The sequence below is a fragment of the Nocardia sp. NPDC051030 genome (assembly GCF_040683015.1).
Classification (GTDB): Bacteria; Actinomycetota; Actinomycetes; order Mycobacteriales; family Mycobacteriaceae; genus Nocardia.
Genome location: NZ_JBFBCD010000011.1, coordinates 131,823 through 153,985 on the forward strand (window position 1 = coordinate 131,823; position 22,163 = coordinate 153,985).

A 22,163-nucleotide genomic window follows, 5' to 3' on the forward strand; every position below is an offset into this window, starting at 1 on the left:
CGCGACGCAATGGCGGCGGATGTCATGCCTCGAACGGTACGACATTCCCGAACGCGTCGCGGGTACCGCTTTCGTTTTCGATCGCTGCCGCCAGGTCTTCGACGGCGGACCAGGTTTGTGGTTGCCCGTCTTCCAGATTCCCGATGGTGTACCAAGTAGCCGTGCCACGGTAGCGGACCAGTCCCTTACCGGAATAGTCCAGTGTGACATCGAGATTCCCCGAAACCGTTCCCTCTTCCCGGGTCATCACGGCTGCTTCGCTCTGGATCTCGACGATGGCGACTATGTGAACTCTCCTCGGTCGATACAGTCCTTCACTGCGGTGCGCAGCGCGGCTTGTTCCTTGGAATCAACGTTCAGTCCGTACTTTACTTTGACCCTCAGGTACTGCCCGAGATAGCCACACCGGTAATTGCCCGGGGGCAGATAGGTCGACGGGTCCTGATCACCCTTGGACCGGTTCGCCGTCGGGTCGGAGGCGACGAGGTTCATGGAGTCGTTGGCAATCCGGCGTCGGGTGTCGTCGTCCTTGTTGGAGGCACCCGAACGCCACGCTTCGGCCAGCGCCACAATGTGGTCGACGTCCATGGCCGCCGAGTCGGTGGTGAACTTGTAGGGCTTGAGCGCGTTGGTCTTCTTGTCGGGCACCCCGTACTGGTCACGCCACCCACCGTCGGAGCCGACGGTCAGCTTGCAAGTAGCGGGATCCAATTTCACCGAGCCGACCGAGTCACGCAGCATCAGGACTTCGCGGGTGGTGCAGCGGCTGTACTGAGCGAAGGCGTCGCCGAATCCGTGCTCGGGCTTATTGGTGTCCCAGTGCGGGAACTTCTCGCGGCTGTAGCCGGTCATCGGCAATTCGTCCGCCACTACGAGTTTCGTCAGCAGACCGTTCATCTCCTGCGCGGTGGCCACCGGCCCGCCCGATCGATTCGTATCCTTGCTGCTCGACCCGCTGCCGCCCCAATGTTCGAGCACTGCCGCAGCGACGATCAGCGCCACCACGAAGCAGATCGAAACGAACGCCCCCAGGGCTTTCTTCGTCCCGCTGGACTTACCGAAACTCGGCAGCTTCACCATGACTCACCACCGCAGTTCTGAATCGGGAGGGTTTCCAATAGCTCTCGCGCCCGGGACACATCGGCGGTGAGCGGGGTGCGTGACGGCTCATTCTGCAACATATCCCGACCACCGTCGCAATCCACTACCCGAAACAGCAAGCCACACGGTCGGTTCGGAGACAGGTCTCACATGCCCATGGAACCTGGGTCCCAGGAATCGGGGCTGTCGGCGAACACGACGCTACCTACATACTGACTGCCGCCAAGATCGAGAACAACGGAGTCGCATATGAATTCGAAGAAGATGCTGGGCACCCTGGTCGTGTCGGCCGCACTGATCGCCCCCGCGAGTGTCCTGATCGCCCCGGCCCAAGCCACTGTGTTTTCTCAAGAAGCCCCCGCAGCGCAGCAGATCGACGGCACCGGATCCGCCAGCGGCTCGGCCTCCTACGCGGGCGACGCCCTGAAGTTCCTCACCTGTCTGCTGGGCGGCAGCTTCACCGGATCCAAGTACCCGCTCTGCTGATGAAAAACGCTATCCCGCAGAGGGGATAGCGTCGGACTTCTCGGGATCGTCGCGCCGCCACCAAGATCGGCGCGACGATCCATGCGGAATCAGGCGTTGTTGAGTTTGTTCAGCCGCTCGCAGGATTCGAGGTACTCGGTGATCAGCCGCTGCACCACATCGGTGGAACGCTCCACCTTGTTCATCATCCCGACGACCTGGCCGACCGGATTGAAGTTCACGTCCTTGGCCTGCTCCGGGTAGCGGTGGCCACGCTTGACGCCATCCAGGGCGACCATCATCTGCAAGGGCATGCCCAGCGGGTTCGGGGTGTCGGTCTGCTCCCAGGCTTCGGTCCAGTCGTTCTTGAGCATGCGGCAGGGCTTGCCGGTCCACGACCGTGAGCGCACGGTGTCGGAGCTGGTCGCGTCGATGTAGGTCTGCATCTGAGCGGGCGGCACATTGGCCTCCTCCACCGTCAGCCACAGCGACCCGGTCCACGCACCGGCCGCACCCATGGCCAGCGCCGCGGCAACCTGACGGCCATTGCCGATGCCACCCGCGGCGAGCGCGGGCATATCCCCGATGGCGTCCACGACCTGCGGCCACAACACCATGGAAGCGACCTCGCCACAGTGGCCGCCACCCTCGGTGCCCTGCATGACCACGAAGTCCAGGCCCGCGGCCTTGTGATTGAGCGCGTGCTTGACCGACCCGCACAGCGCCCCGATGAGGCGACCGGAGTCCTGGATCTGCTTGATCACGTCATCGGGCGGGGTGCCCAGGGCATTGGCGACCAGCTTGGCCTTGGGGTGCTTCAGAATCACCTCGATCTGCGGGGCGACCGTGGTGGCGGTCCAGCCCAGCAGCTGATTGTGGCGCTCCTCCGGCGGCAGATGCGGCACGCCGTGATCATTGAGCAGCTTCTCCGCGAAATCGCGGTGCCCCTGCGGAACCAGTTTGGCCAGTTGAGCTTCCAGCTCCTCCGGCGACAGCCCCTCGACGCCCTTGCCCTCGTACTTGGACGGAATAACCAGGTCCACGCCGTAGACACCGGTCACATGCTCATCCAGCCACTGCAACTCCACTTCCAGCTGCTCGGCGGTGAACCCGACCGCGCCGAGCACGCCCAATCCGCCGGCATTGCTGACCGCGGCGGCCACGTCGCGGCAGTGGGTGAAGGCGAAGATGGGGACATCGATGCCCAGGCGATCGCAGATCTCGGTACGCATGGTGTGGTGGGCTCCTCTAACTTTCCGGCTCTGGAATGTCGTTGCCACCACGTTAGAACATGTTCTACATTTCGACCAGACCTGCCAAGCCGGTCAGTTGTTCAATCCAAGCAACATGTTCTAGTTACCGGGGTGCGAGCAGCTCGTCCGCCAGGAGGTCATCAAAGAGCAGCTGATCCACCGGAGGCACCCGAGGCCGATCCGCATAGGTGAACCAGGCAATCTCATCAATCTCACTACTGGCCTGGATGGTCCCCGAGTACTCCGCCGTGTAGCAGGCCATCCGCACCACAGCATCCGGAATCAGAGCCTCATAGGTCCCCACATGCTTCACGGACCCCTGCACCAACTCAACCGTCAACTCCTCCAGGATCTCCCGAACCAGAGTCTCCAGATCAGTCTCGTCCCCCTCCCTCTTCCCCCCGGGGATATAGAAGACGTCCTTCCCCCGAGGCCGAGCACACAAAATCTGCCCCTCCACGATGTGCACCCAAGCCACAGTGTCAATCAGTTGCTGTCCCCGCTCAGTCCACATCCCCGCACCCTATCCGCACGAGCATGCACTGGCCGAGAGCTGTTCTCGGCGTTTGCCCCAGCCATTGCATGCTCGTCGGGGATCGCGGCTTGGACTCGGGCCAGGAGGGAGTGGGGGCGGTGGCGTAGGTGGTCTGCGGAGGCTCGGATTATTGTCCAGCCGAGGGAGTGGAGGAGGGCGTGGCGGTCTATGTCCCAGGAGTGTTGGGATTTGTTGGTCCAGTGTTGGGCACCGTCGTATTCGACTGCCAGTTTCCATTTTCGCCAGCCCATGTCGAGGCGGACTGTGCGACCGCCGGGGAGGGTCACTCGGATTTGGGTTTCTGGGCGTGGGAGGCCGGCCGCGGTAAGGAGGAGGCGGGTTCGGGATTCCTGGGGCGATTCCGCGCCGGGGTCGACGTGGGTCAGGACAGTGCGGAGGGTGTTGTTGCCTCGCGCGCGCTTGTGGTGGCCACAGATTTCGGCTATCTCTTCCGGGCGAACGAATGTGACGTTGCAGAGTGCGTCCAGTGCCTCGACAGCCTGGTTGAATGGCAGGCGTCTGCCGAGGTCGTAGCCCGTTCTTGCCGGAGTTGTGACTCGCATTCCGGAGATCCACTGAACCTCTCCGGGGTGGATATCATATTGCCGGGCAATGATTCCCGCCGGTGGGCGGGTTATGCCCTGGGCGGCCAGCTCGACGGGCTCGTTGACGAACCAAGTCACGCCATGGAGGGCGCTGGCAGAGAATCCGGTGAGGATTGCCCGACCCTTCGCCCAGCAGGCAGCGGCGTGGACTCTAGAGCGGGCATCCAGGTCAACACCCTTGCGCACGTAGACGTCTGGATGGATGCGCTGAAACTCCTTGCGCAACTGCCATTCGCTGACCACGCCTGCTCGTACCGCTTCGGTGCCACAAAACGGTTCGTCGAGTCGCATATACCAACTGTGACCGGTCCGCCTGACATGCGCTTCGGGTTATCCACAGGTAAACGATCAATTCGGGCTTGAAACCGGTTGATCCACAGGGGAAATAGCGCAGCGGTGTGGCGTCAGGCTTGTGGGACAGCCTGATCGGCCAGCATGTGGATGGCTCGGTCTATGCGGGAGGTGTCGCCGGTTATCCAGAAGTCTTGGATCAGGCCTCGGATGCCGGAGATCAGGAGGGTGGCTGCGGCTTCGGGGTCGGGGTGGGTGGGGGTTATGCGGGTTAGGGCTGAGGTTAGGGCGGTTATGAGGACTTTGATGGCGTCTGTGGCATAGGGGTGGAAGGGGGAGTTGGGGACTGTTGCGGCGCCTAGGACTTGGAGGAGGACCCGGAGGCTGGTGCGGGCTGGGCCGGTGGTGTTGAGGGTGTAGGAGGCAGTCAGGCGGGTGCGGAGGGTTTCGGGGTCTTGGATGTCGGCGAACATGGCGGAGATGTTGGGGCGCTGGGTTTCCAGGGCGGCTATGAGCATGTGCTCTTTGGTGCCGAAGTAGTGGATGAGCATGCGGGAGCTGGTGCCGAGGTAGTCCGCCAGGGGGCGTAGGGAGAGTTCGGCCAGGCCGTGGTCGGCTATGTAGTTGATTACGCCGGAGAGGAGGTCTTCTCGGCGGGCGTGGTCGAGTGGGCGGGGCACGGGTTGACTGTAGCGGGTGGTACAGGTATCCATGTTCGCATGGGTGTAACAACTGGTACAGAAACTCGGCGGGCCGTGGTCGTGACGGGGATGGCGGCTACTACCTGTTTGGGGGCGGATCTGGACACCACCTGGCAGCGGCTGCTGGCGGGGGACAGTGGGATCGGCACGCTCACAGATGATTTCGTCACCGAGAATGAATTGCCGGTGCGGATCGGCGGGCGATTGACGGCACAGCCGGGGGAGAAGTTGAACCGGATCGAGCAGCGGCGGATGTCGTTCGTGCAAAAGTTGGCGGTCGTGCTGACGAGGGAGGTGTGGCCCGCGGCCGGGTCGCCGGACGTGGATCCCGAACGGCTCGCGGTGGCGGTCGGGACGGGGCTCGGGGGTGGAGAGTCTCTGGTGCACGCGGTGGATGCGATGCGGGCCGGTGGGTATCGGAAGGTGCCGCCGATGACCGTGCCCATGGTGATGCCCAATGGGTCCGCGGCGACCGTCGGATTGGAGATCGGGGCGAAAGGTGGTGTGTACGCACCGGTTTCCGCCTGCGCCTCGGGGTCCGAGGCCATTGCGCACGCCTGGCGATTGATCGCCACCGGCGAGGCGGACGTGGTGGTCGCGGGCGGGGTTGAGGGGCACATCGATGCGGTGCCGATCGCCAGTTTCGCCATGATGCGGGCCATGAGCACGCGCAATGACGAACCCGAGCGGGCCTCACGACCTTTCGACCGCGATCGGGACGGGTTCGTATTCGGTGAGGCGGGCGCACTGCTGGTACTGGAATCCGAGGAGCATGCCCGGGCACGAGGCGCACACATTCACGGCCGGGTACTCGGCGCGGGAATCACTTCCGACGGCTATCACATCACCGGTACGGCACCGGATGGCGGCGGGGCCGCCCGTGCCATGCGCAAAGCCATTGCGACGGCACAGCTTTCACCCGCCGACATCGGCCATATCAACGCACACGCCACCGGCACTCCGATCGGCGACGCCTCCGAGGCGAACGCCATCATGGCGGTGGCCCCGGAAGCGTCCGTCTATGCCCCGAAGTCAGCCCTCGGCCACTCCATCGGCGCGGTAGGCGCACTCGAGGCGATCCTGACCCTGCGCACCCTGAGCGAGCAGATCATCCCGCCCACACTGAATTTCGAGAACCCGGACATCGGCACCGCCCTGGATATCGTCGCCGACAAACCGCGCCACCAGATCCTGGACGTCGCCCTCAGCAATTCCTTCGGCTTCGGCGGCCACAATGTGACCCTCGCCCTCGCCCGCGCCTGACCTGCACCCTCACGGGCGGCCATCCGGGCTCAACACCAGGTTCGCACCCTTCCAGTTTGGCTCGCACCCGGTGTGGGTCGCCTGAAGCCGGTGCGTACCAAGCAGATTGGGTGCGAACCAGCTATTACCGGGCTGAGACCGTCCACGCGACAGCCGGATCGGCTAGGGCAGTTTGTCCGTCTGCACGCGCGGATCCAGCTTGCGGAGGGTATCCGGGCGGTCGGTGAGGCAGGGCCAGTCGCGGCTGACGGCTTCCATGGTGGCGTGGCCGGCGGGGATCAGGGCGTCCGCGTCGGGGCGGTCGGCCAAGGCTGCGCCGAGGGTGTCGCTGGCTGGGCGGTCCAAGGGTTGGATAACTGTGTTGGGGAGGTCCAAGAGGACCGAGAGGATGTCGAGGCGGCCGGGCGGGATCAGCGCGCGGGCGGCCGCCAGGGCGGTGGCGGGGATGATGATGGTGTGACCGGCGTCGGCGGTGGCCCAGACTACCGATTGAACGTATGCGACGCGGTGGGCCCAGGCCGTGAGGGCCGCGGTATCGAAGACGACGCCACCCAGTGTCGCGCCCGCGGAGGTCATGCCGCGCCGGCGTGGTCGCCGGTGGCATCCTCCTCGGATAATGGGGGGAGTCCCTGCACTGCTCGGGCGCGATTGATCAGGTCGAGGGGCGGGCGGCCGCCGAAGATCTGCTCGATGCGGGAGAGGGATTCGGCGCGGTCGACGCGGGCTCGCACGGATTCGGCCACGAACGCGGACACCGATTCGATGCGGCCCTTATTGCGCCAGTCATCCAGGGTGGCGGCGATCTCTTCCGGCACCGTCACGGTGATCTTTCGGGTGCGACGCTCTCTCGCCATACCGGAAGGGTAGCGGAGTATGTCCCGGCTCGGTGAAAGGGAACCGGTCTGTCCGGATATTCGGATTCGACTGATCCGAAACCTGCCGGTCACGCGGCGATCCAGGTTCGATACGGTTGACTTGCGTCCGTGTCCACGGCCGCGCCGATTCCGATCCAGAGGACGCACATAGATGGATGAGAGTTCGATCGCGTGGGCCGACGGTGCGCTTGTCACCATCGACCAGCGAGCCCTGCCGCATGAGCTGCGGGAGCTGCGGATCACGACGGTCGACGACCTCATCGACGCCATCAAAACCCTGGCCATTCGCGGCGCGCCCGCGATCGGCGTCTCCGGCGCGTTCGGTGTGGTGATCGCGGCGCTCACGCACAGCACCGGCGGTGTGGTGGACACCGGCAAGGTCGAGCAGGAAGCGCAGCGCATTGCCGACGCCCGGCCGACCGCCGTGAATCTCGCGTGGGGTGTGCAGCGCGCACTGGCCAAGCTGCCGCAGGGCGTGCAGGCCGTGCTCGATGAGGCGCTGGAGATGCAGGCCGAAGACGGCCGCACCAATCTGGCCGCCGCCACCGCGGCCGCCGATCTCCTTCAGCAGCTGTGCGGCGATCGTCCGCTACGGCTGCTCACGCACTGCAATACCGGCCGCCTCGCGACCACCGCCTGGGGAACTGCCATCGGTGCGCTGCGTGTGCTGCATCAGCGCGGCAAGGTCTCCGAAGTGATCGTCGATGAGACTCGCCCTCTGCTTCAGGGCGCTCGCCTCACCGCCTGGGAAATGGCCGAAGCCGGTATCCCGCACCGCCTCACCATCGATTCCGCCGCCGCCTGGGCCATGGCCACCGAGCGCGTGGACGCGGTCATCGTCGGCGCGGACCGCATTACCGCCGATGGTGCGGTGGCGAACAAGATCGGCACCTACATGTTGGCCATCGCCGCCCGCCACCACGGCATCCCCTTCATCGTGGTGGCCCCCGAATCCACCCGTGACGTCACGACCGCTCGGGGCACCGACATCGTGGTCGAGCAGCGGGCCGCCGCCGAGGTCACCGGATTCGGCGGTGTCACAACGGCTCCCGAGGGCACCAAAACCTTCAACCCCGCCTTCGACGTCACCCCGGCTGAACTGGTTACCGCCGTCGTCACCGAATACGGCGTGCTGAACTCCCCGGGAGTCGCTCGAACGGCCGCCGACCCGGTTGATGTCTCGGCCGCACATGCCGAGCACCTCCTGGCCGATGCGCGGACGCCGGTGCGATCGGTGAATCAGCCGACGCAGGGCGCGAACTCGGCTCCGAGCGATGCCGCCCACCAGGCCGGGCACGAGATCGCGGCCATCGCGCGCGGGCTGTATGCCAATGGCTGGATGCCCGGGACCGCGGGCAATATCTCGGTGCGGCAAGGCGATTCGGCCGTGATCACGGCGAGCGGGCTGTCCAAGGGTGAGCTCGGGGCGAATGACATGGTGTCGGTCGCGGTCGTGGATTCGAAGCCGGTTGACGCCGGTGCTCGTAAGCCTTCGGCGGAGACGACCATTCACACCGCGGTGTACCGGACTCGGGGTGGTGCGGAGGCCGTGGTGCATGTGCATCCACCGCACGCCACCGCACAGTCCCTCGGTACGGTCCGGCGGTTGGCCGCGGCGGATATCGGGACCATCCGGTTCTCCGGGTATGAACTGATCAAGGGGCTCGGCGGGAATCTGCCGGATGTCATTGAGATTCCGGTCTTCCCGAATCACGCCGATGTGCCGCAGATCGGCGTCGATATCGAGAAGTACCTGACCGAGCATCCCGACGCACCACCGGTGCTGTTCATCGCGGGCCACGGGATCACCGCGTGGGGTGCGAATCTGGCACAGGCGCGGGATCGTGCGGAATGCCTCGAGGCCATGTGCGAGCTGACGACATTGACCGGGCATCGCGAGATTCCGGTGGGCGACCATGCGTGAACTCGACACAGCTCAACCGAATACAGCCGAAATGAATAGAGCGTTCCGAGGAGGAACCGAACTATGACTCTGCTACAGATCATGTCCGACAAGGACGCCGGTAATGTCACGCTGCGCACCAGCGACGATGCCGTGATCGCCGCCGAACTGGCCAAGCGGGGCATTGTTTTCGAGCGCTGGCCGCTGTTCGAGGGCCTGAACGGCGCGACCCCCACCGAGGACCTCCTCGCCGAATACACCGAGCGCATCAATGCACTCAATGCCGATGGCCGCTACAAGTTCATCGATGTGGCCCGGATCCACCCGGACGAGTCCGATCCGGAATGGCCCGCCAAGGCCGTCGCCGCGCGTACCAAGTTCCTGGACGAGCACCGGCACGCCGAAGACGAGGTGCGTTTCTTCGCCGCCGGCCAGGGCTGTTTCTACCTGCATCTCGGCGATGAGGTGCTCGCAACCGTCTGCACCGCGGGCGATCTGGTCTCGGTCCCGGCGGGCACCCTGCACTGGTTCGATATGGGCACCGAGCCGGAGTTCGTCGCCGTGCGCTTCTTCGAGGAAGAAGACGGCTGGATCGGCGATTTCACCGGCAACAAGATCTCCGGCGGCTTTCCCACCCTCGACGAGCTGCTGGCCGCATGATCAAGGCCATCGTTCTCGACATCGAGGGCACCACCAGCCCGACCAGTTCGGTCCGAGAGGACTTGTACGGGTACACCCGCGACCGCCTGCCGGGCTGGCTGGCCGAAAACCAGGGCGGCCAAGCCGATCCCATCATCGCGGCAACCCGCGCCCAGGCCGAGCGCCCCGATGCGGATGCCGCCGAAGTAGCGAGCATCCTCATCACCTGGCTCAATACCGATGTGAAGTCCGAGCCGCTCAAGGCCGCGCAGGGCATCATCTGCGCGGAGGGCTTCCGCAATGGGTCGCTGTACGGCGAATTCTTCCCGGACGTCCCGCCAGTGCTGCGGGCCTGGCGTGATGCCGGACTCGAGCTGTACATCTACTCCTCGGGTTCGGTTCGCAACCAGAAGGATTGGTTCGCCTTCGCCCGCGGCGGCGACCTGTCCCCCCTCATCAGCGGCCATTTCGACCTCTCCACCGCAGGCCCGAAGCGTGAGCCGACCTCCTACGAGAAGATCGCCGGAACCATCGGCGTCCCACCCGAAAGCATCCTGTTCCTCTCCGACCACCCGGACGAACTCGATGCCGCAGTATCCGCAGGCTGGTCAGTCATCGGCGTAACCCGCCCAGGCGAACCCAACCCCTCCCGCCCCCCACACCGCTACATCAACGATTTCGCCGACCTCGCGGTCAACGACTCCGAACTGATCTGAGTCCCAGCGTCTTCGAGCAGAGCCCGTCCTGCTGAATGGACTCCACCCCACAAACATTCGAGCCCGCTCCGGGTTCCGGAGCGGGCTCGAATGATGTCGGGGGTAAAGCGGTAGATCAGGTAGGTCAGCCGCCGACGCGGGCTGCGGCCCGGCCGATCAGGTATTCCACCAGGGTCATGAGGACGTTCTTGGCCGATGCGCGGTCACGTGCGTCGCACAGCAGCACCGGGATCTGCTCGTCCAGATCCAGGGCGTCGCGGACTTCGACGGGCGTGTAGACGGGCGCGCCTTCGAAGCAGTTGACTGCGACTGTGAATGCGACGCCGCGCTTTTCGAAGAAGTCGATCGCGGCGAAGGAGCCTTCGAGGCGGCGGGTGTCCGCGAGGACCACCGCGCCGAGTGCGCCGCGCGCCAATTCATCCCACAGGAACCAGAATCGGTCCTGCCCGGGGGTCCCGAACAGGTATAGGACCAGGTTCTGGTCGATGGTGATGCGCCCGAAGTCCAAGGCCACCGTGGTGGTGGTCTTGCCTTCCACTCCTCTGAGATCGTCCACGCCTGCGGACATCTCGGTGATGAGTTCTTCGGTGCGCAGGGGGGTGATCTCGCTGAGCGCCCCCACCATCGTTGTCTTGCCCACCCCGAAGCCGCCCGCGATGAGAATTTTCACCGAGGCGGCCATGGGTGTGGCGTTATCAAAGTTTTCGAATGCCATCGAGGACTGCTCGCAATATGTTGAGGTCTCCGGGCACGGCCTCTGGTGAGGCCGGTCCCCGGAAGTTCAGGATGCCGTCGGAGATGAGGTCTCCGACCAGGATTTTGGTCACCGCAAGCGGCAGCCGCAGGGCTGCCGACACTTCGGCCACGGCCAGCGGGAGCCGGCACAGCCGCACGATTTCGGTGTATTCCGGTTCGACACGCCGCAGCGGCGGGGCGGCATTGGGCACCACCACCACCGTCAGCATGTCGAGATCGTGCCCCGCGCCCATGGTTCGGCCGCCGGTCCTGGCGTAGGGGCGCACCAGTGGACCGGCTGCATCATCGAACCAATGTTCCCCCGGCCGCGACATCATGACAGTCGGGGGTTGACCTGTCCGGCCAGGTTATGGCGCGGGGTGGTGGACAGATACGTGCCGACGCGCTGCACGGTCAGGTTCATCTCGTACGCGACCATTCCCAGATTGGCGTGTTCATTGGCCTGGAGCGCGAGGCAGGCGTGGCTGCCCGCGGCGGTCACGAACAGCACGGCCCGTTCCAGTTCGATGACCGCCTGCCGAACGCCGCCGCCGTCGAATCTGCTTCCCGCACTGCGGGCCAGGCCATAGAGGGTCGAGGACATGGCGCCGAAGTGTTCGGCGTCCTCACGGCTCATGGCGGTGGATCGGCCCAGCAGCAGTCCATCGGTGGAGTGCACCACCGCGTGGCGGACGCCCGCGAGCCGGTCGACCAGATCGTCGAGTAGCCAGTTCAGATCACCAGCGTTGGAAGTGGTCACCGTCGCCTTCCTGTCGGTCGGGATATTGCTTCGACTCAGGCGCGGACGCGCCGGGTTCGGCCCGGCGGCCCTGCCTGGTTCCGTTTTCGATGGCGGAGAAAAGGTCTCGGGCCTGCTCGGCCGAGCGGGAGGGCTGATCAGCCGACTCGTCGGTCGCCTGATCCTGCGCCAATTCCGGTGCGAGACTTGCCTGCCGGCGCCTACGCGGGAGCGCGGGCCGGACGTCGGAGCCAGTGTACTGGGAGCGTCCGAATTCTCGCGGGCGGAAGGAGATTTCCGGTTCCGGCTGCGGTTCGGGCTGCGAAATCGGCCGCCGCACACCAGGATCGGTCGGAGGCTCGAAGGCCACCGGCTGCTCGAACGACATCTGCCGCTCCGGGAGCCAGGTTGCCGGAGGAGCCGACGGAACCGGAGGAGCCGGTAGCGGCGCGGGGGCCGGTGCCGCGGGCAAGGGCCGGGCGGCCGCCACGGGCTCCAATTGCCTGGGCACGGCGGAGATTTCACCGGTGTTCCCGACGGCCACGGTCAGGCTCGAGGGCACCAGCACGATGGCCCGCACCCCGCCGTAATCGGATTCGGCCAGCCGCACCGAGATGCCATTGCGCACCGCCAGCTGCGCCACCACGAACATGCCCAGGCGCGAATCCCCGGACAGCGAATTGACGCCGAAATCCGGTGGGTTGCGCAGCATGTCGTTCATCCGGCCCAGATCAGCCTCCGGAATGCCCATACCCTGGTCCACGATTTCAATGGCCACGCCCTTGCCGACCACATTGCCGCGCACCTCGACCTGCGACTGCGGCGGCGAGAAGTGGGAGGCATTGTCGACGAGTTCCGCGAGCAGGTGGATGAGGTCGGCGACGGCGCTGCCGGCCACGGCCACCTCGGGTAGTCGAGCGATCTTGACACGCGTGTAGTCCAGGGCCTCACCGACACCGGAGCGCACGAGTTCGACCAGCGGCACCGGGTTTCGCCACTGCCGACCGGGCCGTCCGCCCGCCAGAACGATCAGGTTCTCGGCATTGCGGCGTTCGCGGGTGGCGAGGTGGTCCAGCCGGAAGAAGATCTCCAGCAGGGCTGGATCCTCCTGCTTGGACTCGGCCTCATCGAGCACCTCGAGCTGCCGGTGCACCACGACCTGGCTGCGGTGCGCGATATTGAGGAACACCGCCTTGACGCCCTCACGGGTGCGGGCCTCGGTGACCGCGGCGGCCACGGCGGCCTCGTGCGCGTGCGTGAACGCCTTGGCGACCTGGCCGATCTCATCGCTGCCGAAGTCCAGCACGGAGGTTTCGGTGGCCGGATCGACCTGCTGGCCGTCACGCAGCTTCGCCATCAGCTGGGGCAGCTGCTCATCGGCCAGCACCAGGGTCTGGTCACGCAAACGCCTGAGGCGGCGGATGATTCGGTTGGCCAGCACCAGGGAGAGCAGGAACGCGCCGACCGAGACGGCGAGCATGGCTCCACCGGCGATGGCGGAATTGTTCGCGCTGTCATCGGCGGCGTCGGCGGACAGGCCCTGGGCGTACTTGCTCTGACTATCCCAGAACTCCAGCAGGGCCTTATTGGCGGCGTTGACCGCGTCCTCCCACTCCTGCGGGGTGAACGCCAGCGGCGCGACTTCGGTTTTGCCACCGGGCTTCGGCGCGGAGGTGATCGGGTCCAGAGCGCGGGCCAGGAGTGAATTCTCCATCATGACCAGCTTCTGCCAGGACGGATCGGTGGTGACGGCCTTGGCCGCAGTGGCCTGGGAGTCGGAGTCGGCCGTGAGCCCCTCGATGCTCAGCCGGTAGCTACCGACCAGCCGCGAGAATTCGATGGCCAGTTCGGGCGCGAGCGTGCCGTTGTTGACCAGCACCTCCGCCAGCGCCGCACTGCGGGACAGCATTTCGGAGGCCGAGACGATCTGCAGGGTCTCCGCGATCTCGATCGCGACTTCCGGGTTGGGGGCGGTGGTCTCCACCGCGCGGGTGCCGATCGAGATGAGGTCGAGCAGGTGACCGTAGAAGGAGTAGGCGTCGGTCACCGGCAGGGCATTGGCGTCGACCTGGGTGCGGACGGCGGCCATCTGCTTGGTGAGGGTCTGGAAGCCGCCGACGTCACCGGTGACGCCCTCGGGACCGAGGTCCTCCATGGTCTTGGTGGTGGTGTTCATGGCGCGGAACGCACTGTCGAGCCGCAATCGGGCCTGCGCCAGCACCTTCGGATTGGGTTCGCCACCGGCGAGCTGCGCCATGGTGAGCTGCCGCTCCTGCTGGACCGCCCCCACCAGTTCCTTCGTCAGCGGGGTGGCGTCCGACAGTGCGGACGCCCAATCCCGCGCGTCTCTGCCCTGGACGACCAGGTATCCCGCGCCACCCACACCGATTACGAGCAGCGCCAAGCTCGGAACCAGTGCGATGGCGAGAACACGGGTCCGGACACCGAGCCTCGCAGTGAACATCGGCACAACGTAACGGGACGTACATCACAAACTTCATCCGGGTCCCGTTGAACGGGAACATGATTGACAGGGCTTGTGATGCATGCTTCGGCATGATCCCCTCAGTTGAGGGCTCGGGTGATCAAGTATTCGGCGAGCGTGGTGAGTACTTCCTTGCACGAATTGCGGTCTCGCGCATCACACATGAGGATCGGCACGCGCTCGTCGAGATCGAGCGCATCGCGTACTTCCTCCGCGGTGTAGTCGGGCGAATCGTCGAAACGGTTGACGCCGATGGTGAATCCGATGCCGCGCCGCTCGAAGAAGTCGATGGCGGCGAAGGAGGCATCGAGTCTCCTCGTATCGGCCAGGATCACCGCACCCAGCGCACCGCGCGCCAATTCGTCCCAGAGGAACCAGAATCGGTCCTGACCGGGCGTGCCGAACAGGTACAGCACCAGTCCGGCGTCGATGGTGATGCGGCCGAAATCCAGGGCCACCGTGGTGGTGGTCTTGGCCTCGACGCCGGTGAGATCGTCCACGCCCGCGGAGCGTTCGGTAATGATCTCCTCGGTGCGCAGCGGCGTGATCTCGCTGATGGTGCCGACCATGGTGGTCTTGCCGACGCCGAAACCGCCCGCGATCAGGATTTTCACCGATTGCGCGAGCGGCTGGCCGGGGTCCTCGTCCTCGGCGGCCGCGTGTCTGCCGAACATGGCGCGGCTCAGCCGAATTCACCGCGGCGCGCGGCCGTGGACAGGAAGGACCCGACGCGCTGCACGGTCAGATTCATCTCGTAGGCGACCATACCGAGATTGGCATCTGCCCCCGCCTGTAGAGCTAAGCAGGCATTGCTGCCCGCGGCGGTGACGAACAGTACGGCCCGGTCGAGTTCGATGACGGCTTGGCGGACGCCGCCGCCGTCGAATCGGTGCCCGGCGCTGCGCGAGAGCCCGTACAGCGTGGAGGACATGGCGCCGAAGTGTTCGGCGTCCTCCCGGGTCATGCCCTTGGAGCGGCCCAGTAGCAGGCCGTCGGTGGAATGCACCACCGCATGCCGGACCCCGGCCAGTTTCTCGACGAGATCGTCGAGGAGCCAGTCCAAGTCACCCGTATGTGAAGTTGTCACCGTCGTCTTCCTGTCGAGAGGCTATTGCGGATTACTGTTGCCCGGGATCGGTGCGACGGCCCTGTCGCGTACCGGTCTCGATGGCGGAGAAGAGGTCTCGCGCCTGCTCGGCGCTGCGTTCGGCGGGAGTGGGCGGCGTGGACTCGGCCGGGGTCGGATCATGCGCCAATTCCGGTGCGAGGCTGGCCTGCCGATGTCGGCGGGGGAGCGAAGGCTTGGTGGGGTCCACCTCGCGGCGAGGGTGCGTGCCGGACCCATTGGGGCGCGGCGGAACCTCACGTGCGACGTCGGGCCGCGAATACGCCTCAGCGGCAGGCGAGGCCCAGGCCTGAGACTCGGCCCTGAGCGCGGGCCGGGAGTTCACCTCCGGCTCGAGGGCGGCGCGTGGCGGTTCGGGGAGTGAGTCCCACGTCTTCGGTCCCATTGCCCGCGACTGGGATTCACCGCCCGGCTGGATCGGGAATTGGCCGGTGACGGGCGCGGGCAGTAGCTCACCGGCGAGGAGCGCGCCGGGGATCAGGACGATGGCGCGGATGCCGCCGTAGTCGGATTCGGAGAGGCGAACCGAGATGCCGTGGCGGGCTGCCAATTGGGAGACGACGAAGAGGCCGAGGCGGGAATCCTGGGACAGCGTGGTCACACCGAAATCGACGGGGGCTGAGAGCAAGGTGTTGATGCGGTCCAGCTCCGGTTCCGGGACGCCCATGCCTTGATCGCTGATCTCCACGGCCACCCCGCGGCCGACCGTGCTGCCTGCGAGCTCGACACGCGACTGCGGAGGTGAGAACGAGGTGGCATTGTCGATGAGCTCGGCGAGCAGGTGGATGAGGTCGCCGACCGCGATGCCGACGAGGAAAGCCTGTGGCATGCGGCCGGTTCGGACTCGCTTGTAGTCCTCGGTTTCGCCGACGGCGCTGCGCACCAGTTCCAGCAGCGGGACCGGATTGCGCCATTGGCGGCCCGGCTGCCCGCCCGCCAGGATGACCAGGTTCTCGGCATTGCGGCGTTCGCGGGTGGCGAGGTGGTCGAGGCGGAAGAAGGTGTCCAGGACCGACGGATCCTCCTGCTTGGACTCGGCCTCGTCGAGCAGCTCCAACTGCTTGTGCACGACGATCTGGCTGCGGTGCGCGATATTGAGGAAGACCGAGCGCACGCCCTCGCGGGTGCGGGCCTCGGTGACCGCGGCGGCCACCGCCGTGGCGTGGGCATGACCGAAAGCCTCTGCCACCTGGCCGATCTCATCGCGGCCGAAGTCCAGCGCGGGCGTCTGCGCGGCGGGCTCCAGTTCCTCACCGGCCGCCAGTCTCCGCATGGTCTCCGGCAGCTGAACGTCGGCGAGCGCCAGGGTGCGGTCGCGCAATCCCTTGAGTCGCCGGATGATCCGGTTGGCCAGCGCCAGCGCCACGAGGATGGCACCGACCGCGACGACCAGCATGGCCGCACCCGCCCAGATCGAATTGCGGGTGGTCTCGGCCGCCGCGTCACCGGCCAGGCGCTGCGCCTCGGTGGTCTGCGCCTGCCACAGGCCGGCGAGGGCCTTGTCCACTTCCTCGGCGGCGGTCTGCCATTCGGCGATGGACATGGGCAGCGGTGCGGGCGTGGCGTGCGAGCCCGCCGTCCGGGGCAGCGCATGTTGTGCCAGTGCGGTTTCCATCGTGCCCAGCTGCTGCCAGGCCGGACCGGTGATGAGCGCCTTCGCGACCGCTGCCTGTTCGGGATCGGAATCGGCGGCGACCTGTTCGATACGTGTGCGGTAGTAGCCGATCTGGCGAATGAAATCATTGGCCAGATCGGGGGGCAGGCCGCTGTCGGTGGCCAGAGCCGCGCCCAGCGCGGTGGCGCGGCTCATGGACTCGAGGCTGCGCAGCACCTGTTCCGCCTCAGCGAGTTCGGCAGCGGTCGCGGCGTCCGGCGCGGTCTGCTGGGCGATCTCGATGCCCGCGACGACTTGATCGGGCAGGCGGCCGTAGAAGACAAAGGCGTCGGCGAGCGGCAGGGTACCCGCGTCCACTCCGGCGCGAACGGTGGCGAGCTGCCCACTCAGTGCCCCGAGTGCCGTGGTCCTGGCGCTCATGGACTCGGGACCCATGCTGGACAGCTTCGACTGCGCGGGGGCGAGTAACCGCAGCGCATTGTCCACACTCAGCCGGGCGGCGGTCAGCTCGCGTACATCGATTTCGGCTCCGGCGTTGCGCCAGAGGGTGATCCGACGCTCCAGCTGAACGGCTTCGATGAACTCGCGGGTGGGCACAATGCCCGCCTTGAGCTGATCGGCCCAGTTCCGGGCGGTGCTGGAGCGATCCGCGAGCACTCCGGTCGCGCCGACGCCGATCACGACCAGCGCCAGGCTCGGCACGAGGGCGATCGCGAGAATTCGGGTACGGACACCGAGCCGCAATCGAAGCATTGCCCGAACGTAGCCATCGATTCGTGAAGACGCCCGCACGAGTCCTTTTGAGCAGGATGGGATTTGACGAAACGACCGGTCGTTCGGTATGTGGGAAATGGGAGACAGTGGGGAGGGGAAGCGCTGAATCCGTTGCGCAAGAGCATATTCCGCCCAAGGTCTGCCCAACCCGGGTCACCACCTGTGATGCAGGTTACTTTCCTGGTGTCCAGAGGATAGCCTGCCGCACCGCCCGCATGTGCGCTTTGCAGTTGCTGACGTTCACCGAATCGACAGCTTCCCGTCAGTTTTGGGCAACCGTCCAAGGTTACGTTCGGCGCGCCCCGGTACAGCGGGACGTGCACGGAGTCCCGTGCCGCAAGTTGGAGGAGATTAAGTGCAGCACAGGAAACGCGCCTGGTTCGGCGCGGCCGCGGCCATCACGGCCGCGCTCGTCGGTTCGACCCTGGTCGCGGGTTGTGGGTCGGACAAGAAGGCCGACAACGAGGTGCACAACATCATCTACCTGCTCGGTGACGGTATGGGCCGCACCCATATCACTGCTGCCCGGCAGCGGTTCGTGGGTGCCGGAGAGCACCTGAACATGGAGAAGCTGCCCTACGTGGGCGCTGTATCCACCTACGCGGTGGAGCCCAACAGCAAGAAGCCGTCACTGGTGACCGACTCCGCGTCCTCCGCGACCGCCTGGTCGTCGGGTGTGAAGACCTATAACGCCGCCATCGGCGTCGACGCCTTCGGCAAGTCGGTGCCGACCCTCATGGAGCAGGCCAAGACCGCCGGTTACGCCACCGGCAATGTCTCGACCGCCGAGATCACCGACGCCACCCCGGCCGCCATGTTCAGCCACGCGCTGCTGCGCGGCTGCCAGGGACCGACCTACACCGACGCGACCTGCCTGGTGAAGAAGGCGGACGGCACCTTCGAGCCGGCTCCGGCGGACAAGACCCTGATCACCCCGATCGCCGAGCAGATCGCCCGCAATAACACCGCGGACGTCATCTTCGGCGGCGGCATGGCTCGCTTCGAGCCCGATGACCAGAAGGCGCTGACCGACAACGGCTATCACGTGCTCGGCAATATGGGCGATCCGGCGCTGAAGGCGCAGACCGCAGACAGCCAGAAGGTGGCCACCGCCGCCGACCTGAAGACCGCCAGCGGCGACAAGGTGATCGGCCTGTTCAACCGCGGCAATCTGACTGTCACCAATGCCCGCAATGCCCTGCCGGACTCCGCGCCGCAGAAGCAGGAGCCGACGCTGGCCGATATGACCACCAAGGCCATCGACCTGCTGGCCTCGAAGGGCAAGAACGGCAAGGGCTTCCTGCTGCAGGTGGAGGGCGCGCAGATCGACAAGCGCTCGCACGCCAATGACGCCGCCCAAACGCTCGACGAGGTGAAGGCGTTCGACGACGCCGTCGCCGCGGCCATGGACTTCGCCAAGAAGGACGGCCACACCCAGGTGATCGTGACCGCCGACCATGAGTGCGCCGGCTTCAACATCATCGAGAAGAACACCTTCACCAATGCCGAAGCGGTCGCGCCGCCCACCAATGTGGATACGGGCAACTCGGCCAATAACTCCAAGCCCTCGCGTGACGGCAAGGAGAACGTGAAGGACCCGGCGCGGTCCAACGGCTTCATCAATGGCTCCGGCCAGGAGGATCCGAAGAACTTCGCACCGGCCACCTTCCGCACGCCGGATGATGCCGCCGAGGTCAAGGACGGTTCGCCGGAGGCCAGCCTGTGGCTGACCTACCTGTCGGGCAACCACACCGGCGCGGACGTGATGATCTACGCCTACGGCCCGGGTGCGGACGTGTTCGCCGCCAGCCAGGACAACACCTCGCTGTACACCAAGATGCACAAGGCCCTGCTGCCTTGAGCCGGAGAGGCGCGACCATGAACGTGAAAACCGTTGCCGTGGTGCTGAGTTCAGTTGCTCGCGGCGGGCTGATCGCCGGAATGCTGGCGGTAGCGGCGTTCGGGGCGGGCTGTGCGTCCACCCCCGATGCCACCACCCCGGCACCGGCGGCGGCCCCGATGCTCGCGCCCAAAACCGCGGAGCCGGCGGCGGCCTCGATCACCGCCGCTCCCGGTGAAGTGCGGCTGACACCCGGTCCGTTCACCGACCGGGTTCAGGTCACCGGCATGCGACTCGACGGGACCACCGTGCACGGACGGCTCGCCATCACCAGCGATGTCAGCGATGTGCTGGCGCTGGAGGTGCGAGCGGCCTTCTACGACGCCACCGGCAAACTGGTCGGCACGGGCACGTTCCAGCACGCCGACGAGGAGCCCGTCACCGGCGGCCCGCACATCCCCTCCGACGCCGGAATCGATTTCGCCATCACCTCGGCCCCGGCCGATGCGGCCGTATCCGCCGCGGTGCTGACGATCCCGGTGCTCGTGAACGAGTAGCGCCGCCCCACCATACGAATATCCCGCCCGCAACCCCTCAGGTGCGGGCGGGATTTCGTCATTCAGCGCAATCGTGCATTCAGTGCAGGCAAGCGGCTGGGCTCAGCTGACGGTGGCCCTGGATCATTCGCCTGGGCGGTGGCCACCTGCGCTGTTCTTCGTTGCTGTGAAGCCGCTGGTTACAGCTTATTTTCGAGGTCCGGCAAACCGGATGATCCGGACAGTGTTGCGGGACCGACATTTCCGGTCCAATACCCGACTCGAGCGGCCCGGATTCAGGAGACGGCGGTCGGGGGAGGAGCATCGGGGTAGATTGTGTGTACCCGCTAGTAACTTGTAAGTAGGAGGCGACGATGCCGGTGCCGGCAGCCGCGGTGTTCGAACGTCTGAAGACGTTCGCAGCGGTCGATACCACTCAGGACCGCGAGAGCCGTGCGATCACCGAGGTGTTCAGCGGGAATGCGCTGGGGTCGGTGCCCGTGGGTACCGCCGCTGATGTGGAGGCGGCCGTCGCCAGAGCTCGTGTCGCGCAGGCCGAATGGGCCGCGCGCTCGCCCAAGGATCGGGCCGAGGTGCTGGAGCGGTACCGGGCGCTGGTGGTGGAGAACCGCGAATACCTGATGGATGTGGTGCAGGCCGAGACCGGTAAGGCGCGGTGGGCGGCCCAGGAAGAGATCATGGGGCTGATGTTCGCGGCCCGCTACTTCGCCCGCGTCGCACCGAAACTGCTGGAATCGCACGGCGTTCCCGGCGCGTTTCCGCTCCTGAACCGGGCGAGCGTGCGGGCGGTGCCGAAGGGCGTCGTCGGCGTGATCGCGCCGTGGAATTACCCGATGCTCCTATCGGTCGGCGACTCGATTCCGGCCCTGCTCGCGGGTAATGCCGTCGTGGTCAAGCCGGACAGCCAGACCCCGTACTCCTCGCTGGCCAATGCGGAACTGTTCGCCCGCGCCGGACTGCCGCGCGATCTGTTCGCCGTGGTCACCGGGCCGGGCACCGTGGTCGGTACGGCCATCACCGACGCCTGCGACTACCTCATGTTCACCGGATCCTCCGCCACCGGCCGCACCCTGGCCGAGCAGTGCGGCCGCCGCCTCATCGGCTTCTCCGCCGAACTGGGCGGCAAGAACCCGATGATCGTGACGCGCGGCGCGAACCTGGACAAGGCCGCCAAGGCCGCAGTACGAGCCTGCTTCTCCAACGCGGGCCAGCTGTGCATCTCGATCGAGCGCATGTACGTCGAGAAGGCCGTAGTCGACGAATTCACCAAGAAGTTCGTCGCCGCCGTCAAGGACGCGAAACTCGGTGCAGGCTACGACTTCTCGACCGATGTCGGCAGCCTCATCTCCGAATCCCAGCTCGAGACCGTCACCAAGCATGTCGCCGACGCGGTCTCCAAGGGCGCAAAGGTCCTCGCAGGCGGCAATCCCCGCCCCGACCTGGGCCCCCTGTTCTTCGAACCGACCGTCCTCAGCGAAGTCACCGACGCCATGGAATGCGGCCGCAACGAAACCTTCGGCCCGCTCGTCTCCATCTACCCCGTCGAGAACGTCAACGAGGCCGTAACCCGAGCCAACGACACCGAGTACGGCCTCAACGCCAGCGTCTGGGCAGGCAGCAAATCCGAAGGCGAACAGATCGCCCTCCGCCTGCACGCAGGCACCGTCAACGTGGACGAAGGCTACGCCCCAGCCTGGGGCACCACCGGTGCCCCTATGGGCGGCATGGGCATCTCCGGCGTAGGCCGCCGCCACGGCCCCGACGGCCTCCTGAAATTCACCGAACCCCAAACAGTCGTGGTAACCCGCTTCATGAACCTCGACGCCCCCTCATTCCTCCCCCAAGACAAGTGGCAGCCCCTCCTCATGACCCTGGCCCGCACCTTCCGCTTCCTCCCCGGCCGCTGAGATCCGTGTGCGGCAACATGGTTGCCGCACACACCTAT

The 22,163-nt window shown here is 66.0% G+C and carries 24 protein-coding genes; 9 read left to right on the forward strand and 15 right to left on the reverse strand.

Annotated features, from left to right (window positions below; all coding sequences use genetic code 11):
- Nucleotides 1-22: 22 nt before the first annotated feature.
- Together AB0N05_RS32950 and AB0N05_RS32955 are read right to left on the reverse strand one after the other, a co-directional pair.
- Nucleotides 23-247, reverse strand: a complete 225-nt coding sequence (locus AB0N05_RS32950; RefSeq protein WP_364701212.1) for a hypothetical protein — start codon at nt 245-247, stop codon at nt 23-25.
- Between the two features lie 35 nt (nt 248-282).
- On the reverse strand, nt 283-1,080 hold the full coding sequence (locus tag AB0N05_RS32955) for an HNH endonuclease family protein (RefSeq protein ID WP_364701214.1): 798 nt from the start codon (nt 1,078-1,080) through the stop codon (nt 283-285).
- Nucleotides 1,081-1,350: 270 nt separating this feature from the next.
- Between AB0N05_RS32955 and AB0N05_RS32960 the strand changes: the two genes are divergently transcribed.
- On the forward strand, nt 1,351-1,587 hold the full coding sequence (locus AB0N05_RS32960; protein ID WP_364701216.1) for a hypothetical protein: 237 nt from the start codon (nt 1,351-1,353) through the stop codon (nt 1,585-1,587).
- Between the two features lie 89 nt (nt 1,588-1,676).
- On the opposite strand, the gene AB0N05_RS32965 is transcribed toward AB0N05_RS32960, so the two are convergent.
- From AB0N05_RS32965 to AB0N05_RS32975, 3 genes are all read right to left on the reverse strand, one after another.
- Nucleotides 1,677-2,798, reverse strand: a complete 1,122-nt coding sequence (locus AB0N05_RS32965) for a nitronate monooxygenase family protein (RefSeq protein ID WP_364701218.1) — start codon at nt 2,796-2,798, stop codon at nt 1,677-1,679.
- 124 nt (nt 2,799-2,922) lie between these two features.
- Nucleotides 2,923-3,333 (reverse strand): NUDIX domain-containing protein, encoded by a 411-nt coding sequence (locus AB0N05_RS32970; RefSeq protein WP_364701220.1) that lies wholly within the window; start codon nt 3,331-3,333, stop codon nt 2,923-2,925.
- The gene (locus AB0N05_RS32975; protein ID WP_364701671.1) at nt 3,306-3,605 is read right to left on the reverse strand and encodes a DUF559 domain-containing protein; all 300 of its coding nucleotides are present in this window, start codon (nt 3,603-3,605) and stop codon (nt 3,306-3,308) included. The genes AB0N05_RS32970 and AB0N05_RS32975 overlap by 28 nt, the downstream gene beginning before the upstream one ends.
- Here AB0N05_RS32975 and AB0N05_RS32980 point away from each other — a divergent pair.
- Complete coding sequence (locus tag AB0N05_RS32980) at nt 3,513-4,322, forward strand: hypothetical protein (RefSeq protein ID WP_364701719.1); 810 nt, start codon at nt 3,513-3,515, stop codon at nt 4,320-4,322. The genes AB0N05_RS32975 and AB0N05_RS32980 overlap by 93 nt on opposite strands.
- Nucleotides 4,323-4,363: 41 nt before the next feature.
- Here the strand turns inward: AB0N05_RS32980 and AB0N05_RS32985 are convergent, their stop codons facing one another.
- Nucleotides 4,364-4,930, reverse strand: a complete 567-nt coding sequence (locus tag AB0N05_RS32985) for a TetR/AcrR family transcriptional regulator (RefSeq protein ID WP_364701222.1) — start codon at nt 4,928-4,930, stop codon at nt 4,364-4,366.
- Nucleotides 4,931-4,969: 39 nt separating this feature from the next.
- On the opposite strand from AB0N05_RS32985, the gene AB0N05_RS32990 reads away from it, so the two are divergent.
- Complete coding sequence (locus AB0N05_RS32990; protein ID WP_364701224.1) at nt 4,970-6,214, forward strand: KasA/KasB family beta-ketoacyl-ACP synthase; 1,245 nt, start codon at nt 4,970-4,972, stop codon at nt 6,212-6,214.
- A 162-nt stretch (nt 6,215-6,376) separates the two neighbouring features.
- Here AB0N05_RS32990 and AB0N05_RS32995 read toward each other — a convergent pair whose 3' ends face one another.
- Nucleotides 6,377-6,790, reverse strand: a complete 414-nt coding sequence (locus AB0N05_RS32995) for a hypothetical protein (RefSeq protein ID WP_364701226.1) — start codon at nt 6,788-6,790, stop codon at nt 6,377-6,379.
- Nucleotides 6,787-7,068, reverse strand: coding sequence for a hypothetical protein (locus AB0N05_RS33000; RefSeq protein ID WP_364701228.1), 282 nt, complete (start codon nt 7,066-7,068; stop codon nt 6,787-6,789). Before AB0N05_RS33000 ends, AB0N05_RS32995 begins: the two co-directional genes overlap by 4 nt.
- A gap of 172 nt (nt 7,069-7,240) precedes the next feature.
- Here AB0N05_RS33000 and mtnA point away from each other — a divergent pair, with 172 nt between their 5' ends.
- From mtnA to mtnC, 3 genes are all read left to right on the forward strand, one after another.
- Nucleotides 7,241-9,013 (forward strand): S-methyl-5-thioribose-1-phosphate isomerase, encoded by a 1,773-nt coding sequence (mtnA, locus tag AB0N05_RS33005; RefSeq protein WP_364701230.1) that lies wholly within the window; start codon nt 7,241-7,243, stop codon nt 9,011-9,013.
- A 63-nt stretch (nt 9,014-9,076) separates the two neighbouring features.
- Nucleotides 9,077-9,652 carry a cupin gene (locus tag AB0N05_RS33010; RefSeq protein WP_364701232.1) on the forward strand — a complete coding sequence of 192 codons (576 nt, stop codon included), beginning with the start codon at nt 9,077-9,079 and terminating at the stop codon, nt 9,650-9,652.
- Nucleotides 9,649-10,347 (forward strand): acireductone synthase, encoded by a 699-nt coding sequence (mtnC, locus tag AB0N05_RS33015; RefSeq protein WP_364701235.1) that lies wholly within the window; start codon nt 9,649-9,651, stop codon nt 10,345-10,347. Before AB0N05_RS33010 ends, mtnC begins: the two co-directional genes overlap by 4 nt.
- A 124-nt stretch (nt 10,348-10,471) precedes the next feature.
- Here the strand turns inward: mtnC and AB0N05_RS33020 are convergent, their stop codons facing one another.
- The 7 genes from AB0N05_RS33020 to AB0N05_RS33050 form a co-directional block, all read right to left on the reverse strand.
- Nucleotides 10,472-11,062, reverse strand: a complete 591-nt coding sequence (locus AB0N05_RS33020; RefSeq protein WP_364701237.1) for an ATP/GTP-binding protein — start codon at nt 11,060-11,062, stop codon at nt 10,472-10,474.
- On the reverse strand, nt 11,043-11,417 hold the full coding sequence (locus AB0N05_RS33025; RefSeq protein WP_364701674.1) for a DUF742 domain-containing protein: 375 nt from the start codon (nt 11,415-11,417) through the stop codon (nt 11,043-11,045). The genes AB0N05_RS33020 and AB0N05_RS33025 overlap by 20 nt, the downstream gene beginning before the upstream one ends.
- Nucleotides 11,417-11,842 carry a roadblock/LC7 domain-containing protein gene (locus AB0N05_RS33030; protein WP_364701239.1) on the reverse strand — a complete coding sequence of 142 codons (426 nt, stop codon included), beginning with the start codon at nt 11,840-11,842 and terminating at the stop codon, nt 11,417-11,419. Before AB0N05_RS33030 ends, AB0N05_RS33025 begins: the two co-directional genes overlap by 1 nt.
- Nucleotides 11,820-14,285: a nitrate- and nitrite sensing domain-containing protein gene (locus tag AB0N05_RS33035; RefSeq protein ID WP_364701241.1), complete on the reverse strand. Its 2,466-nt coding sequence runs from the start codon at nt 14,283-14,285 to the stop codon at nt 11,820-11,822. The genes AB0N05_RS33030 and AB0N05_RS33035 overlap by 23 nt, the downstream gene beginning before the upstream one ends.
- A 101-nt stretch (nt 14,286-14,386) precedes the next feature.
- Nucleotides 14,387-14,980 (reverse strand): ATP/GTP-binding protein, encoded by a 594-nt coding sequence (locus AB0N05_RS33040; protein WP_364701243.1) that lies wholly within the window; start codon nt 14,978-14,980, stop codon nt 14,387-14,389.
- Nucleotides 14,981-14,988: 8 nt separating this feature from the next.
- Nucleotides 14,989-15,393, reverse strand: a complete 405-nt coding sequence (locus tag AB0N05_RS33045; protein ID WP_364701245.1) for a roadblock/LC7 domain-containing protein — start codon at nt 15,391-15,393, stop codon at nt 14,989-14,991.
- Between the two features lie 31 nt (nt 15,394-15,424).
- Entirely contained in the window at nt 15,425-17,800 is a 2,376-nt protein-coding gene (locus AB0N05_RS33050) for a nitrate- and nitrite sensing domain-containing protein (RefSeq protein ID WP_364701247.1), read from the reverse strand.
- Nucleotides 17,801-18,176: 376 nt separating this feature from the next.
- Between AB0N05_RS33050 and AB0N05_RS33055 the strand changes: the two genes are divergently transcribed.
- The 3 genes from AB0N05_RS33055 to AB0N05_RS33065 all read left to right on the forward strand — a co-directional run bounded on the left by AB0N05_RS33055 (nt 18,177) and on the right by AB0N05_RS33065 (nt 22,125).
- The gene (locus tag AB0N05_RS33055; RefSeq protein ID WP_364701249.1) at nt 18,177-19,682 is read left to right on the forward strand and encodes an alkaline phosphatase; all 1,506 of its coding nucleotides are present in this window, start codon (nt 18,177-18,179) and stop codon (nt 19,680-19,682) included.
- A 17-nt stretch (nt 19,683-19,699) separates the two neighbouring features.
- Nucleotides 19,700-20,218, forward strand: coding sequence for a hypothetical protein (locus tag AB0N05_RS33060; protein ID WP_364701251.1), 519 nt, complete (start codon nt 19,700-19,702; stop codon nt 20,216-20,218).
- Between the two features lie 353 nt (nt 20,219-20,571).
- Nucleotides 20,572-22,125 carry a succinic semialdehyde dehydrogenase gene (locus AB0N05_RS33065; protein WP_364701253.1) on the forward strand — a complete coding sequence of 518 codons (1,554 nt, stop codon included), beginning with the start codon at nt 20,572-20,574 and terminating at the stop codon, nt 22,123-22,125.
- Nucleotides 22,126-22,163: the final 38 nt, after the last annotated feature.